Source organism: Paraburkholderia dipogonis (assembly GCF_046027395.1).
GTDB classification, from domain to species: domain Bacteria; phylum Pseudomonadota; class Gammaproteobacteria; order Burkholderiales; family Burkholderiaceae; genus Paraburkholderia; species Paraburkholderia dipogonis_A.
On sequence record NZ_JAQQEG010000054.1, the window covers coordinates 18,229 to 32,429 of the forward strand.

General features: G+C 60.5%; 12 protein-coding genes and 2 tRNA genes. 7 read left to right on the forward strand and 7 right to left on the reverse strand.

Going from position 1 to position 14,201, the window contains the following annotated elements; translation table 11 throughout:
* Positions 1-9 precede the first annotated feature (9 nt).
* The 6 genes from PQR32_RS37105 to rnr form a co-directional block, all read right to left on the reverse strand.
* Positions 10-432 carry a helix-turn-helix domain-containing protein gene (locus PQR32_RS37105; protein WP_408239390.1) on the reverse strand — a complete coding sequence of 141 codons (423 nt, stop codon included), beginning with the start codon at positions 430-432 and terminating at the stop codon, positions 10-12.
* On the reverse strand, positions 429-728 hold the full coding sequence (locus tag PQR32_RS37110) for a type II toxin-antitoxin system HigB family toxin (protein WP_408239393.1): 300 nt from the start codon (positions 726-728) through the stop codon (positions 429-431). The genes PQR32_RS37105 and PQR32_RS37110 overlap by 4 nt, the downstream gene beginning before the upstream one ends.
* Positions 729-989: 261 nt before the next feature.
* Positions 990-2,198 carry a glycosyltransferase family 4 protein gene (locus PQR32_RS37115; protein ID WP_408239396.1) on the reverse strand — a complete coding sequence of 403 codons (1,209 nt, stop codon included), beginning with the start codon at positions 2,196-2,198 and terminating at the stop codon, positions 990-992.
* A gap of 485 nt (positions 2,199-2,683) precedes the next feature.
* Positions 2,684-3,379, reverse strand: a complete 696-nt coding sequence (gene rpiA / locus PQR32_RS37120) for a ribose-5-phosphate isomerase RpiA (RefSeq protein ID WP_408239399.1) — start codon at positions 3,377-3,379, stop codon at positions 2,684-2,686.
* Positions 3,380-3,449: 70 nt separating this feature from the next.
* Positions 3,450-4,193: a 23S rRNA (guanosine(2251)-2'-O)-methyltransferase RlmB gene (rlmB, locus tag PQR32_RS37125; protein WP_408239402.1), complete on the reverse strand. Its 744-nt coding sequence runs from the start codon at positions 4,191-4,193 to the stop codon at positions 3,450-3,452.
* Positions 4,194-4,388: 195 nt separating this feature from the next.
* The gene (rnr, locus tag PQR32_RS37130; RefSeq protein ID WP_408239405.1) at positions 4,389-6,890 is read right to left on the reverse strand and encodes a ribonuclease R; all 2,502 of its coding nucleotides are present in this window, start codon (positions 6,888-6,890) and stop codon (positions 4,389-4,391) included.
* A 326-nt stretch (positions 6,891-7,216) separates the two neighbouring features.
* Between rnr and PQR32_RS37135 the strand changes: the two genes are divergently transcribed.
* The 5 genes from PQR32_RS37135 (at position 7,217) to PQR32_RS37155 (ending at position 12,370) form a co-directional block, all read left to right on the forward strand.
* Positions 7,217-7,303: transfer RNA gene (locus PQR32_RS37135), tRNA-Leu, on the forward strand.
* 242 nt (positions 7,304-7,545) lie between these two features.
* Positions 7,546-7,632 (forward strand) — tRNA-Leu (locus PQR32_RS37140).
* 152 nt (positions 7,633-7,784) lie between these two features.
* A complete protein-coding gene (locus PQR32_RS37145; protein WP_408239407.1) occupies positions 7,785-9,017 on the forward strand; it encodes a tyrosine-type recombinase/integrase in 1,233 nt (410 codons plus the stop codon).
* Between the two features lie 705 nt (positions 9,018-9,722).
* A complete protein-coding gene (locus tag PQR32_RS37150) occupies positions 9,723-11,000 on the forward strand; it encodes an RES family NAD+ phosphorylase (protein ID WP_408239410.1) in 1,278 nt (425 codons plus the stop codon).
* A gap of 275 nt (positions 11,001-11,275) precedes the next feature.
* On the forward strand, positions 11,276-12,370 hold the full coding sequence (locus PQR32_RS37155) for a hypothetical protein (protein WP_408239413.1): 1,095 nt from the start codon (positions 11,276-11,278) through the stop codon (positions 12,368-12,370).
* A gap of 357 nt (positions 12,371-12,727) precedes the next feature.
* Here PQR32_RS37155 and PQR32_RS37160 read toward each other — a convergent pair whose 3' ends face one another.
* Complete coding sequence (locus tag PQR32_RS37160; RefSeq protein ID WP_408239416.1) at positions 12,728-12,904, reverse strand: hypothetical protein; 177 nt, start codon at positions 12,902-12,904, stop codon at positions 12,728-12,730.
* 108 nt (positions 12,905-13,012) lie between these two features.
* Between PQR32_RS37160 and PQR32_RS37165 the strand changes: the two genes are divergently transcribed.
* Both PQR32_RS37165 and PQR32_RS37170 read left to right on the forward strand, forming a co-directional pair.
* The gene (locus PQR32_RS37165) at positions 13,013-13,282 is read left to right on the forward strand and encodes a hypothetical protein (RefSeq protein ID WP_408239419.1); all 270 of its coding nucleotides are present in this window, start codon (positions 13,013-13,015) and stop codon (positions 13,280-13,282) included.
* Entirely contained in the window at positions 13,279-14,196 is a 918-nt protein-coding gene (locus PQR32_RS37170; protein WP_408239422.1) for a restriction endonuclease, read from the forward strand. The genes PQR32_RS37165 and PQR32_RS37170 overlap by 4 nt, the downstream gene beginning before the upstream one ends.
* Positions 14,197-14,201: the final 5 nt, after the last annotated feature.

The window sequence follows — 14,201 nt, forward strand, 5'->3', positions numbered from 1 at the left end:
GCGCGGCTTTTACAGAAACGCGCTAACGTCGGTATGAAAACGCACGGCCAGCGCCTTCGCCACCTTCTTGCTGATGGCGCGGCGGCCCGCGAGGATATCGCTCACCACGGTAGGCGACGCGATACCTATCAGGTCCTTCTGCTTGAGCCCATGCGTTTCCAGCAGATGCCGCAACACCTCGCGCGGCTCCGCTTTTGGAATCGTCACGTTATGCGCTTCCCAGCTTTCGATCAGGTCGGTCACGATCGCGAACAGATCGGAGAGCGGATCCTCCTCGTTGCCGTTCAGATGATCGGAGAGCGAGTTGGCGAGCCGCACCATGGTCTGGTAGTCCTGCTCGTTGCGAATGGGAGTGATCGGCAACTGCGTTTGCAGCGCGGCCCAGGTTTGAGCGATGTCGGGAAAAGCTCCCGGAAGGCGATCGGCATTCATGAGTTTAGATTCTTCCTCGTCCAAAGGTCGTATTCCGCATGCGTCAGTACATGACGAACGAATAACGACTGCCTGTTGTAGTGAATCGCCGCAACGATCCGGAACCGGTTGCCGCCTACATCGAAAACGGTGTATTGAGGCGGCACGTAGTCCACGGCGGCGAACGTCTGCTTCAGGTCGTTATGGCCATACGCGAGGCATGCCTGCGCCAGTGAATACCACGTCAATAGCGCACTGCGCGCCCCCGGATGTCTCTTTATAAAGTCCAGCAACGCTTTCTTTGAAATGACCCGCATCGATGTCCTCGCACATATTCGCGCACTGAACATGCGCGCTTCAACTGCAAGGCTAAACGGAGCGAATCGAACCCGATAGCCGACCGGACGGCATAGTCCGAACGGCTATTTGCAACTTACTGCGGTACGACGAACCAATTTTATTCTCATATTGCGAACTTCGCAATATGCGAATAATGAGACGACTTGCCACTTCCCGGCGACGTCGCGCCAACCTACGCGGGCCGGCTGACGCCATCGCGCTCGCGCACGTCAGCGGCCTCAACTGCTCTTCTGCACAGGCTCGCCGGGCCAGCGGAGGTCCTGGGTGGCGAGATCCGGTTCGACCCGCCCCACTGTTCCAATCCGATGACGCAAACCCGCCGACGCGATCGTCCGCGTGACCTCGGCCATGAAGGCGCGCCGGAATACCGCTGCCGAAAAACGTTCCGCGTTCGCGCGGCAGGCCGCCGGCGTGATCTGGTCGCGCTGACGCTCGAAGCGTTCGATCGCGTCGAGTATCGACACCACGGTCTGGCGGGCGAAATACACGCCGGTGGGATGCGCTTCGCCGATCGGCACCACGGTTTCGAGCGCGCCGCCCTTGCCGAACGCAATGACCGGCGTGCCGCATGCCTGCGCTTCGAGCGCGACGATGCCGAAGTCCTCTTCGGCGGCGAACACAAGAGCTCGCGCGCGTTGCAGATGGTCCTTCAGCACCTCGAACGGTTGATTGCCGAGGATCGTCACATTCGGACGAGCCTTGGCGCGAAGCGTCGCCATCTCCGGCCCGTCGCCGATCACGACCAGCTTGCGGTGCGGCGTGGCATTGAATGTTTCGACAATCAGATCGATGCGCTTGTCCGGCACCATTCGCGAAGCAGTCAGATAGAAATCTTCCTTGCGCGTGCACAGGCCGAATTCGTGCAGCTCGACTGGAGGCGGAATCACGGCCGCATCGCGCCGGTAGGTTTTCATCACGCTGCGCGCAACGAAATGCGAGTTCGCGATCAAACGGTCGACGCCGTTCACCGAGTGCGAGTCCCAGCCGCGCAGAGAGTGGAGCATGGCGCGCGCCGCCCACGACTTCGGTCCGTGCGTCAGATTCGCTTCGCGTAGGTGCTGATGCTGCAGATCCCACGCGAAGCGCATCGGTGAATGCACATAACTCACATGCGTCTGATCTGGCCCGACCAATACGCCCTTGGCGAGCGCATAAGAACTCGTAATAATTAGCTCGTAGCCGGACAGATCGAATTGTTCGACGGCAAGCGGCATCAGTGGCAAATAAGCTCGATAGCGACGTCGCGCGAATGGCAGGCGCTGAATGAATGAAGTCGTCACGGGCTTGCCGCCTAGCGGCCGACGGTCTTCGAGGAAATCGACAAGACTGAAGAGATCGGCGTCGGGAAAGCATTCGATGATCTGCTCAAGCACCTTCTCCGCCCCGCCCGGCGCGACGAGCCAGTCGTGCACGATCGCCACTTTCATGATCCCCTCGTTTTTTAATTAACGCCTCTTAGGCTTAGCAACGAGTGTATGTGGCGCCTCGTCTGCTGTGCGTGCGCGTGCCCACATTCGACGCGTGACAGCTCGCGAATAATAAACGTCGCGATTCGCCTATTGCGAACCTGCGTGTCCCGTTGCTTCGACTTGCCATGCGCCCGGCGGCGTGACCGAGATCGTGCGGCACGGACGCAACGGCTGGTTGGTGAAGCCGGGGATGTCACGGCATTGGCTGATGCGATCGGCACGTTGCGTGCCGATTCGGCATTGGCGCAGCGTCTTGCAAAACAGGCGCTGGCCGATGCACAAACGGAATCTTCAGTGGAGCAGTATTTGCAGCGGATGACGCTGGAAATCAGGCAAGCCGCCCGCTATTGCAACTCGACGCGGCATGTCGATGCGCGCTCCGCATTCGATGTCCGCGCGAGCCGGTCGACCCAGGCCCGCTCGCGACGTTCGGGCAGCGTTGCTCAGCCCTTGCTGTACTCGATCGTCTCGACGCCGGTGTCGGTGCCGAGCAGGCACAGATTCGCGCCACGGCCGGCGAACAGGCCCACCGTCACCACGCCCGGCCATGCGTTGATATGCATTTCCAGCGTGCGCGGGTCGCTGATACGCAAACCCTTGACGTCGATGATTTCGTTACCGTTGTCGGTAATGAAAGGCACGCCTTCTTTCGTGACGCGCACTACCGGCACGCCACCGAGCGCCGTGACGCGGCGGCCGATCGCGGTACGCGCCATCGGCACCACTTCGATCGGCAGCGGGAAATTGCCGAGCGTCTCGACCAGCTTGCTGGCGTCCGCGATGCATACGAACACGTCCGACACCGACGCGACGATCTTCTCGCGCGTCAGCGCGCCGCCGCCGCCCTTGATCATCGCGCCGCTGTGATCGATCTCGTCGGCGCCATCCACGTACACCGGCAGCAAATCGATTTCGTTGAGGTCGAGCACCTTGAAGCCGTGCGATTGCAGCCGCGCGGTGGTGGCGAGCGAACTCGACACCGCGCCGCGATAGCGCGCCTTGTTGGCGGCGAGCGCGTCGATGAAACAGTTCGCCGTGGAGCCGGTGCCGACACCGATCACCGCGCCTTCGGGCACGGTGGCGTTCACGTAGTCGGCGGCGGCCTGGCCGACCAGTTGCTTGAGTTCGTCTTGAGTCATGGGAAAGGCTGGCGAGCAGTAAAAAACGGTAGTTTACCGGAGTGGCAGGCTGGCGCCGGTCGTGTCGGGATTACTTCTTCACCGCCCGTTGACGCACCGCTTCGAACAGGCACACGCCACTCGCCACCGAGACGTTCAGGCTTTCGACCGTGCCCGCCATCGGGATCTGCATGACCACGTCGCAGGTATCGCGCGTGAGACGCCGCATGCCCTCGCCTTCGGCGCCCATCACCAGTGCCACCGGACCGTCCAGCTCCGTGTCGTAGAGGCTCTTGGTGGCCTCGCCAGCCGTGCCGACGACCCACACCCCTGCATCCTTCAACTCACGCAGCGCGCGCGCCAGATTCGTCACGGTGATGTACGGCACGGTGTCGGCCGCGCCGCTCGCCACCTTCGCGGCCGTCGCGTTCAAACCGACGGCGCGATCGCGCGGCGCGATCACCGCGTGCGCGCCGGCGGCATCGGCCACGCGCAAACAGGCGCCGAGATTGTGCGGATCGGTCACGCCGTCGAGCACGAGAATCAGCGGCGAGCCGTTGATGCCGTCGAGCAGTTCGGCCAGGTTTTGCGCGAGCGGCATGTCGCCCGCGCGCGCGACCACGCCCTGGTGACGCTCGGTGTGCGCGAGGCCCCACAGACGCGTTTCGTCGGCGGCGATCAGACGCACGCCGGCTTCTTTCGCCGCGTGCAGGAATTCGGTCATGCGACGGTCTTTGCGCGTCGCGTCGTAATAGACCTCTTCGACCGTCGATGCATCGTGCCGGATACGCGCGGTCACTGCGTGGAAACCGTATAAAACCTTGAGACGTGCCATGACTGATACAACCTTTGATTGAGCGCGCGTTCGACGCGCGCTGCTGTGATGAATACGAACCTGCGTGCTTTGCGTGCTTATATGGATGCACTGCGGCTGCTGTGTTCGAATGCTTGACGGTGATGAAACGCAGACCGCGCGCATCGGGCACGTTGCTACGTGCCCGATGCGCGCGGTTTAAGCAAGCAGGCGGCTTCAGCGCTTCTTGCGTGCCTGCGGTTTCGACACCGATTTGGTCGCGGCGCCGTGCTTCTTCGCCGCGCCACGCGCAGCGCGTGCTTCCTTGACCGCCGCGGTTTGCGCGGGCGCAGCCTTCTTGCGGCGCGCGCCCGGCGCTCCCGCGCCACCTTCGACCGGCGGCAACGCACGCACGCGTGCCCCACCGTTTTCACCGGACGACTTGTCGGCCGACGGCCCACGCACCAAAGGCGGCTTGATCGGCGTGTCGCGCACGAGCCGGAAGTCGATCTTGCGTGCATCGAGATCGACGCGGCTCACCTGCACCCGCACGCGATCCGACAGACGATAACGAATTCCGGTGCGCTCGCCGCGCAGCTCGTTCTTGATCTCGTCGTACTGGAAGTAGTCCGAGCCGAGTTCGGTGACGTGCACGAGGCCTTCGATAAAGAGCGAATCGAGTTGCACGAAAATGCCGAACGACGTGACGCCGTTGACCATGCCGCCGTACTCTTCGCCGAGCTTGTCGCGCATGAAGTAGCACTTCAGCCACGCTTCGACGTCACGCGAGGCTTCGTCGGCGCGGCGTTCGTTGGCCGAGCAATGCAGACCGAGCTCTTCCCAGATCGCCACGTTGTTGCCGCGCTGACGGCCGCGCTTTTCGTCGTCGGCCTGCTGCATGGCGCGAGCGCGCGGCGAGAGCGCCGTATTCAGCTCGATGCCTTGCGGCGGCTCCGGCTGATACTTGCGGCCTTGCAGAATCGCGTAGATCGCGCGGTGCGTGAGCAGGTCGGGATAACGGCGAATCGGGCTCGTGAAGTGCGCATACGCCTCGTACGCGAGACCGAAGTGGCCGATGTTGTCCGGGCTGTAGACCGCCTGCTGCATGGAGCGTAGCAGCATGGTTTGCAGCATCTGCGCGTCGGGCCGGTCGCGGATCTGCGCCATCAGGGCGGCGTAGTCGCTCGCGTGCGGTTTGTCGCCGCCGGCCAGCGTGAGGCCCATGCCGCGCAGGAACGTACGCAGATTCTCGAGCTTTTCCGCGGTCGGTCCGGCGTGTACGCGGAACAGCCCCGGATGTTTATTGCGCTTGAGGAAGTCGGCCGCGCAGACGTTCGCGGCCAGCATGCATTCCTCGATCAGCTTGTGCGCGTCGTTGCGGGTACGCGGAATGATCTGTTCGATCTTGCCCTGCGCATTGCAAACGATATACGTCTCGGTCGTATCGAAGTCGATCGCACCGCGTTTCTGGCGCGCGGCGAACAGCGACTTGTACACGCCGTACAGATTCTGCAGCTGCGGCAACAAGGCGGCGCGGCGCGTGGCTTCCGGACCCTTCGTGTTCTTCAGCACCGCGGCGACTTCCGTGTAAGTCAGACGCGCGGCCGAGTGCATCACGCCGGGGTAGAACTGATACGCCTTCACTTCGCCGCGCGCGGTGACGATCATGTCGCACACCAGCACGCAACGGTCGACGTGCGGGTTCAGCGAGCACAAACCGTTCGACAACTTCTCCGGCAGCATGGGGATCACGCGGCGCGGGAAATACACCGAGGTGCTGCGTTCGATCGCGTCGGCGTCGAGTCCGCTCTTCGGGTGCACGTAGTGCGAGACGTCCGCGATCGCGACGATCAGGCGGAAGCCGTCGCCTCGGCCGACCTGAACCGGCTCGCAGTACACAGCGTCGTCGAAGTCGCGGGCGTCTTCGCCATCGATCGTGACGAGCGGCACGTCGCGCAGATCGATGCGATGACGCGCGTCGACCGGGCGCACTTCGTCGGGAAGGCGCGAGGCTTCGTCGAGCGCGGCCTGGCTGAACTCGTGCGGCACACCGTACTTGCGCACCGCGATTTCGATTTCCATGCCGGGGTCGTCGATATCGCCGAGCACTTCCACCACGCGGCCAAGCGGCTGCGAATGACGGCTCGGGAAATCGGTCAGCTCGACCACCACGACCTGGCCGACCTTGGCCTTCTTGGTGTTCTGCTGGATCAGAATGTCATGGCCGATGCGCTTGTCTTCGGGCGCGACGATCAGCGCGCCGTTCTCGTTGAGCAGGCGGCCGATCACGCGCTTGTTGGCGCGATCCGTGACCTCGACGATATGCCCTTCCGGACGGCCGCGCCGGTCATAGCCGACAATGCGCGCGAGCACGCGGTCGTTGTGCATGACCTTCTGCATTTCGGCGGTGGGCAGGAACAGATCGTCCTGGCCGTCGTCGCGAATCAGAAAGCCGTAGCCGTCACGATGGCCTTGCACGCGGCCCGCGACGAAGTTCGACGGATGAGTCAGTTGGTAGAGATTGCGCTGATCGAGCCGGATCTGGCCGTCGCGCTCCATCGCGCCTAAGCGCTTGAAAAACCCTTCGCGCTCCTGGCGTTTGATCGACAGGGCTTCGGCGATGTCGTTCGCTGCAAGCGGCGCTTCACTCGTGCGCAGGACGCCCAGGATTTCTTCGCGGCTTGGAATCGGATACGGAAATTTGCTCAAGGGCTTGTCGATGATTTTTTCTCGTTGCATGGACGTCGGTCGGCGATGTGGCTCGGCTTAGGAAGCGATTACGGTGCGCTTCAGTTGCGCTTGAATTGCACCTGCAAATGCACAGAAAAGACTGCTCGGGTCCGGCTCGTTCAAGGCTGAGTCCGACGGGCGTGTGCACCGTGCCAACGAACTACTGCGAGGCATTCTAACACCCGTCTTGCGCGCCAAGCGGCCCGTCAATAGTCGCTGGGCGCTTACCGTGCGACGCGCGCGCGCTCGTCATCGCGATGTTCAGGCGAGTTTTGGGAAACGCTTGACAGGTTCTAATCTGTCGCTATAATGGCGTTCTTCGCTGTTCATCACCTGCCCAGGTGGCGAAATTGGTAGACGCACTAGGTTCAGGTCCTAGCGGTGGCAACACTGTGGAGGTTCGAGTCCTCTCTTGGGCACCAGATTCAAAAGTAAAGCCGCTTACGAGCGGCTTTATTTTTTGTGTGAAGCCAGGTGATCCGATTCTGTTTATCAGCGCGGATTACCTGGTGGAAATGAGCAGTCGGCGGGACGGTTGTCGAGCGGTGAAGTATCCCTTCATTACACGAGATATCCGGGCGGTTGATTGAAGCGAAGTTAGTTTGCAGGTGGGGATTGACACGCTAAATCATCACGCTAAAATAGCGGTCTAGCTTGAAGACGTGCCCAGGTGGCGGAATTGGTAGACGCACTAGGTTCAGGTCCTAGCGGTGGCAACACCGTGGAGGTTCGAGTCCTCTCCTGGGCACCAACAGTTGTTCCGGCGCAAGCCGAAGAAGTCCGAGAAACCCCGTAAGATCAACGTCTTACGGGGTTTTTTGTTCTCTACAGATCCCCTGCGTTCCACTGACATCGACGATTTTTGCGTATACTGTTGCGTATACCAGATTCGGGGGCAAACCCATGCCCAGACGCGTCGAACCGAAGTCAGAGTTAGTGTTCCGTGCCGCCAAAGCGCGCGCCCGTTCCTACCTTCTCGCGGATGGAAACGGACTCGCCCTGAGGGTCCAGCCGAACGGCACCAAAACCTGGCTGTTCCGCTATCGACGACCGAGCACAGGCAAGGAGAACTTCCACAGCCTCGGCCCCTACCCCGATATCACGCTCACTGATGCGCGACGGTCGGCCACTACCGCACGCAATCTCGTACGCGAAGGCATCGATCCGGTTGCATATCGCCAGGCCGAGTCCATCGCCCGCAAACGCGTGGCCGAAGGCGCCTTCCATCTCGTGGCCCAGCGCTGGCTCGACTACAAACGGAAGGAATGGGCCGACGAAACCTACCGGAAGGCGGAGTTTGTCGTGCGCGAATACCTGACTCCCGCACTCCGCAACAAGCCCATTTCGACGCTTGCGACGCCAGAGGTCAAGCCCGTACTTGAAGCGATTGCAGCTCATGCGCCTAACCTCGCGACCAAGGCACGGCAGTATGTCGGTGGCATCGTAACGTACGCCGTCCAGAACGGACTGCGCGAAGATGGCGCCGCCTTGACACTGCGCGGCGTTGTGCCTCGCCACAAGAAAGGCCACATACCAGCGATCACCAAGCCTGCGGACATCGCTCCGCTCGTCCTTGCTATCGATGCCTACAAGTCGCCTATTACCCGCGCCGCCCTCAAGCTCACCATGCTGACCGGCCTTCGCCCAGGTGTGGTTGCCGCGGTACCGTGGGATGAGGTGAACCTCAAGACAGCTGAATGGCATGTTGCAGCCGAGCGGATGAAAATGCGGCACGATCACATCGTGCCATTGCCGAAGCAGGCCATCGCCGTCCTGAACGAGTTGCAGTCACTTACCGGTAAGGGGCACTATGTCTTTCCGTCCCCTGCCCGTCAAAAGACCCCTCATCTACATCGAGATGCATTGAGCAAAGCACTGCGAGAGATGGGCTTTCAAGGGAAGCACGCGACGCACGGTTTCCGGGGCATGCTTCGCACCGTCGCGCGAGAACGACTCGGTATGGATATCGATGTACTGGAAGCGCAACTGGCACACGCCAAACGTGGCGATGTACAAAAGGCCTACGATAGAACTACGTTTGACGATGATCGTCGCCGGGTCATGCAGGAGTGGGCCGACTATATTGATCGCCTAAGCATGCCAACGACAGAAACGGGATCGAGCAAGCGGACCTGAGCGGCATACCCACTCGATTGTCAACCATTGGGCTGGAGCCTTGTGTAGACGGCCTTTCCGCGGGTTGGCATTGCAACGATACCGCCAGCGATGCCGACAAATCCGTCCAGCACTTCTCGGCTTCCGGTCGATTGCAATGGAAGATAACGCCTCTTTTCCTCACCACACCCGGGGAGAAAGGGTACCGCAAAGCATTGCACAAAGGTAATACCGTCACGAGTACCGTCAGGCTCCTTCCGACGCGGCCCGCTCAAAGCCAACAGATGCTGCGATGTTCAAGGTCACGGGCTCCCAGCGCACACCGCCAAAGCGAGGAGATGGGCCTACATCTCACGCTGGCAAAGCCCGAAGCAGTGCCGAAGGCGGCCGCCAAAGCCAAAACCACGACGAAGGGCGTTGTGGCGAAGAAAGCACGGCCAGTCGCGAAGCGAGCGGGCAGCACGACCTCGAAGAGCCGTACCCGAGCCGGCAGTGCGGCACATGCCTGACGCCCAATCTGCCCCAGCTCACGATCCGTCGAATCGCCCTCGCGGGCTTTTCTTTACTATATAGAGACGGCGTAGAATCTATGTTCCTCGCCACGCCCCCCCCGCAAGCGCCAAAGCCTCGACGTCCGATAGGGTCCAGACGCTGCAGCAAACGCTTGAGGCCTTCTGATCAGCCTGTGTTGCAGAAGGGGATCTCCGAAGCGGGCGACACTCAGCCATGACAGAAAACACCTTGAACGAATTTGATCGGGACAGCAGAATCTGTGGGACATGTCTCGACGACATCCATTTAGATAAAGAAATAAAAGCAACAGGGAAAGTAGACGAGTGCGACTTCTGTCGGAAACGTCGCAAAACGTGGGATCTGTTGACGGCCACGACGCGCGTGCACGATGTCCTGGAAGAATACTTCGTCAAGGGCACTTACCAGCACTACGATGGGGAAACCTCAGGCGATCCACTATCCGACGTTGTCACGGAAATCCTCGGAGAGGATGCAGAGGAGCGAGTGGTACCGGCGATCCTTGAAGTGCTCACCGACAATTTCAACGGTGATCCCAGCGATGGCGATGAGCCGTACTGGGATGACACTGAAAATTACGAAATCCGTTCCGGCTGGAACATCGACGAATACGCCGATGATGCGTGGGAACATTTCCGGCGTGGCGTCAAATCGGGATACAGATTCTTCAATGATGATGCGAGAGACTTCCTCGCCAAGCTCTTTCAAGACGTCGACATGTTGCGCACTTGGCAACGGCACTCGAAAGGCAAACCCACGGTCATCTATGAACTCACAGACCAGTCAATCTTTCGCGGTCGCCAAGTAACGTCCCTCGAACAGCTTCGTCAATTTGCCGCCAACCCGGCCCGCGAACTGCATGCACCGCCGCCAAGTGTCGCGAAGGCTGGGCGGATGAATCCGGAAGGCGTTTCGGTTTTCTATGGATCCTTCGAACGTCCAACCTGTGTCGCCGAACTCCGTCCTCCGCTCGGTGTACAGGTCAGCTCTGTCGAATTTCGAACCGTCCGGCCGCTGCGTGTTCTCGACTTCACGCTCCTCGAGAAATCCCACGGGATGGCGCTAAGCTACTTTCAGGACGATTTCCGCAATCGCGCAATGCTGTTTCGTCTCTTGCGCCATCTGCACGACCGTATCAAGACGCCGATTCGTCCTGGGGAAGAACACGAATATCTGACCACACAGGTCCTAGCCGAATATCTGACTGCAATACATCAACCACCGTTGGACGCCGTCGTGTTCGGATCCGTGCAACACGAGGAAGGGAAAAATATCGTCATTTTCGGACGCGCGCTCGGTGCATTTCACGCTGACACCGGATGGTCAACAGATCCGCTTCGCGTAGTTCCCGATACTGTCGAAGCCGTGTTAGTCAAAAGGGTCGACTACTCAACCTCTCCTGTCCAAATTCCGGGGACTAGTTCGGATCAGATCGATTCGGATGACGATTATTGGAGTCCACCCGAGCGCTAATGCGCATAAAGGTCTTGGCTAGATTGACATCGAGTTGCAGTCGACTGGTGGGCTCTGTCTTCTTGACTGGCGTAGACGAGTCGGCTGCAGGCGTCAGCGAGGCGCGAGGCATAGCCCACGAACCCTACGTCGGAACGCCAAGATGCCCGACCGGATGTTCAACCTACGCCGGGCCGGAAGGGGCCTTTTTTCACTGTTCAGTAAATATTGGCATTTTACCGAATATTCACTATAATGCGTATATTTACTGAACAGTAAAGAAGGTCTTGGCGCCTATGTTTGAGTCTCCTCTGACCGGACGACAGCTCATCACCCAGTTCGTGGACGCGCTACAGGAGCTTCCGGAAGTGGACGCCGATCTCGACCACTGGGAGCCCGTGAGAACGCACGGCGACCGTGGATACGACGCCCAAGTCGATCTGCACGTCGCCGGCAAGTCCTTTGTCTTGCTGATCGAAGTCAAAAAATCCGTCTTCCCCCGAGATGTCCGTCAAGTGGCCTGGCAACTTCGGGAAGCGAGTCATGGACGACCTGCAGGGCAAGGGCAAGCGCCGTTGCCGCTCCTCGTCGCCGAATCCCTCTCCCCCGGCGCGAAGGAGCTGCTCAGAAGCGAGCGCATCGGCTATTACGACAGCGGCGGCAGCCTGTACCTGCCAGCGCCCGGTGCGTACCTCTACATCGAAAAGCCGCCGCCCAAGGCCCTTGCGAAGTCGGTACGCACGCTGTTTACCGGACGGCGCGCCCAGGTGCTCCACGCACTGTTGGTGCAGCATCAGAACTGGTTTGGCGTCACGGAACTGGCACAGCAGGCGATTGTGTCGCCCGCTACCGCCTCCCAAGTGTTGACCGAACTGGAGCGCTTCGACTGGCTGGTGGCGCGTGGGCAAGGCCCCAGCAAGGAGCGTCATCTTCGCGAGCCGACGGCCTTGCTAGACGCATGGGCCAAGCAGCTTGCCACTATCCGCTCGCCAAACTTGCGACGGTACTATGTGTCGGGCACAAAGGCCGAAATGCTGGCGATGCGGATTGGTGAAGTCTTTGACATGCACGACGTCGAGTACGAAGTCAGCCACGAGGCGGCCGCGCAACGTTATGCACCATTTCTTTCCAACGTCTCCCAGGTCCGCGTGCGGGCGCTAACCGGTGCGAACACCGATGCCGCGATTGGTGACCTAGGCGCGCGCGTCGTCAACGAAGGCGCCAACTTGGGCATCATTGATGCCAAGTCATCGGGAGAACTGTTGTTTCGCGACAGAGTCGATGGCCTATGGCTCGCCAGCCCCATCCAAATCTATCTCGACCTGTTGCGCGGCGAAGGCCGCTCCAAGGAAATGGCCGAGCACTTCCGCAAAGCAAGGATCGGCTTCTGATGGCCAAGCCCGCAACGCTCGACGGTTACAGCGACCAATACACGGTGGACTGCGAACGTGTCCTCGTGACACTGCTGCGAGGTCTCGGACCGTGGAAGGATTCGGTCTACCTGATCGGTGGGCTCACACCGCGGTATCTCGTCGCCGCGCGGCCTCCTGTGGTGCCGGCGCACGCGGGGACGCTGGACGTGGACATCGTGATCGACCTGCAAATCCTGGCCGATACCGAGGCGTATCACACGCTGGAGGACAACCTTAAGAAGATGGGCTTCGAGCGCGCCGAAAACGAAGCCGGGAAGAAACTCTCGTGGCGTTGGCAGACCCGCACCGAACACGGTGCGCTGATGGTCCTGGGAACTACTGGCGGACGCGCCGGATCTCGCCGGCGGCAAGGTACAGCCCCTGCCGACCGAGGGCACGATCTCGGCCCTGAACATCCCGCACTCGTCGATCGTCTTCGACCTGCATCAGGTAACCGAAATCCAGGCGGAGCTGCTGCGCGGCAACGGCATCGCCACCGAGAAGATCAAGCATGCCAATCTCGTCAGCTTTACGTGCCTAAAGTCCTTCGCGTTCGACCAGCGCTTCGAACGCAAAGACGCACACGATCTGATCTATTGCATCGAGCACGCGCCCGAAGGCATGGACGCCGCGGCCGAAGCCTTCCGCAAAGAATGCGCTGGCAAGCATGGCGCCATCATCGAGGCCTCGCTGGCAATCCTGCGCAGCCGCTTCGCCAACGACGAGAAGACGGAGGGCTATCGCAAGGATGGCCCCGTATCGGTCGCCAAGTTCGAGCTGGGCGAAGGCGATGAACCCGACCAGCGCGAAGCGCGGGCGTTGCGGCAGCGTCAAGTCAACGACGTGATTGAACAACTCCTTGCCCGGCTCGCCGAGGGGAGCACCGCATGAGCTTCCCCGCAGACATCAAGGGCTGCATGAAGGATTGCATCCTTTCGCTCTTCTGGCCTCGCAAGGACATCGTAGGCTTCTTTGAAAAGCACGGATGCACCAAGGCAGAGATTGCGCCTCCACAGCTTGAGGGTGAAAACGCGCTCAAGCGCCCCGAAGTTGTCGACGCCCTGTTTGCAGCGCTCGCAGTACGCTCTGATCAAGGCCTCGGCCCATTCCGTGCGATGCTGCAGTCGCTGCTCAACTGGTCGCACTTTGATCCGTATTACTTCGACAAGCTGCGCAAGCTCGACCGGGGCACCGCGAACAAAAACCTCGAGCATCTACGCCAACTGCAGGAAATCCGGGACGCGAAGATCAAGGCTGATCGTGAGCGCCGGGCCGCCCAAGAGGCAGTACAACAGAAACCGACGGCATCGCTGGATCAACTACGCGCCGAGTACCTCGATCTGCTCGCTAACAAGACTTCGCGGCAGCAGCGCGGATACGCACTGGAGCGCATCCTGATCGAACTCTCGCGCCTCTCGAATCTTGAGGCTACCGAAGCATTCCGCGTGCACGGGGAACAGATTGATGGCGCGGTCAAGTTCGAGGGAGAGCACTATCTGATCGAAGCGAAGTGGCAGGAGCGCTCGGCGAGCAATGAACCCGTGTATCAGTTTGCTGGCAAGGTCGCAGGGAAACTGTACGGGCGCGGCCTGTTCATTTCTGTGAATGGCTTCAGCCCCGAAGTCATCCGCAGCCTCGTGATGGGCAAAGAGATCCAGACTCTCTTCATTGACGGAGAAGATCTGATCCTTGTCCTGGAGGGTCATTTGAGTCTTCGCGAAATGATCGATCGCAAGGTCAAGGAGGCGCAAACCAGAGGGCTCATCTATGTCCATCCGATCTCTGGCGTCGAGAAAAAATTCTAGGACAG

Coding starts and splice junctions, on each gene's coding strand:
- PQR32_RS37165 (WP_408239419.1), top strand. CDS start 13,013: ATGGACGCCGCGGCCGAAGCCTTCCGCAAAGAATGCGCTGGCAAGCAT.
- rnr (WP_408239405.1), bottom strand. CDS start 6,890: ATGCAACGAGAAAAAATCATCGACAAGCCCTTGAGCAAATTTCCGTAT.
- PQR32_RS37105 (WP_408239390.1), bottom strand. CDS start 432: ATGAATGCCGATCGCCTTCCGGGAGCTTTTCCCGACATCGCTCAAACC.
- PQR32_RS37110 (WP_408239393.1), bottom strand. CDS start 728: ATGCGGGTCATTTCAAAGAAAGCGTTGCTGGACTTTATAAAGAGACAT.
- PQR32_RS37170 (WP_408239422.1), top strand. CDS start 13,279: ATGAGCTTCCCCGCAGACATCAAGGGCTGCATGAAGGATTGCATCCTT.
- PQR32_RS37155 (WP_408239413.1), top strand. CDS start 11,276: ATGTTTGAGTCTCCTCTGACCGGACGACAGCTCATCACCCAGTTCGTG.
- rlmB (WP_408239402.1), bottom strand. CDS start 4,193: ATGGCACGTCTCAAGGTTTTATACGGTTTCCACGCAGTGACCGCGCGT.
- PQR32_RS37115 (WP_408239396.1), bottom strand. CDS start 2,198: ATGAAAGTGGCGATCGTGCACGACTGGCTCGTCGCGCCGGGCGGGGCG.
- rpiA (WP_408239399.1), bottom strand. CDS start 3,379: ATGACTCAAGACGAACTCAAGCAACTGGTCGGCCAGGCCGCCGCCGAC.
- PQR32_RS37160 (WP_408239416.1), bottom strand. CDS start 12,904: ATGCTTGATCTTCTCGGTGGCGATGCCGTTGCCGCGCAGCAGCTCCGC.
- PQR32_RS37150 (WP_408239410.1), top strand. CDS start 9,723: ATGACAGAAAACACCTTGAACGAATTTGATCGGGACAGCAGAATCTGT.
- PQR32_RS37145 (WP_408239407.1), top strand. CDS start 7,785: ATGCCCAGACGCGTCGAACCGAAGTCAGAGTTAGTGTTCCGTGCCGCC.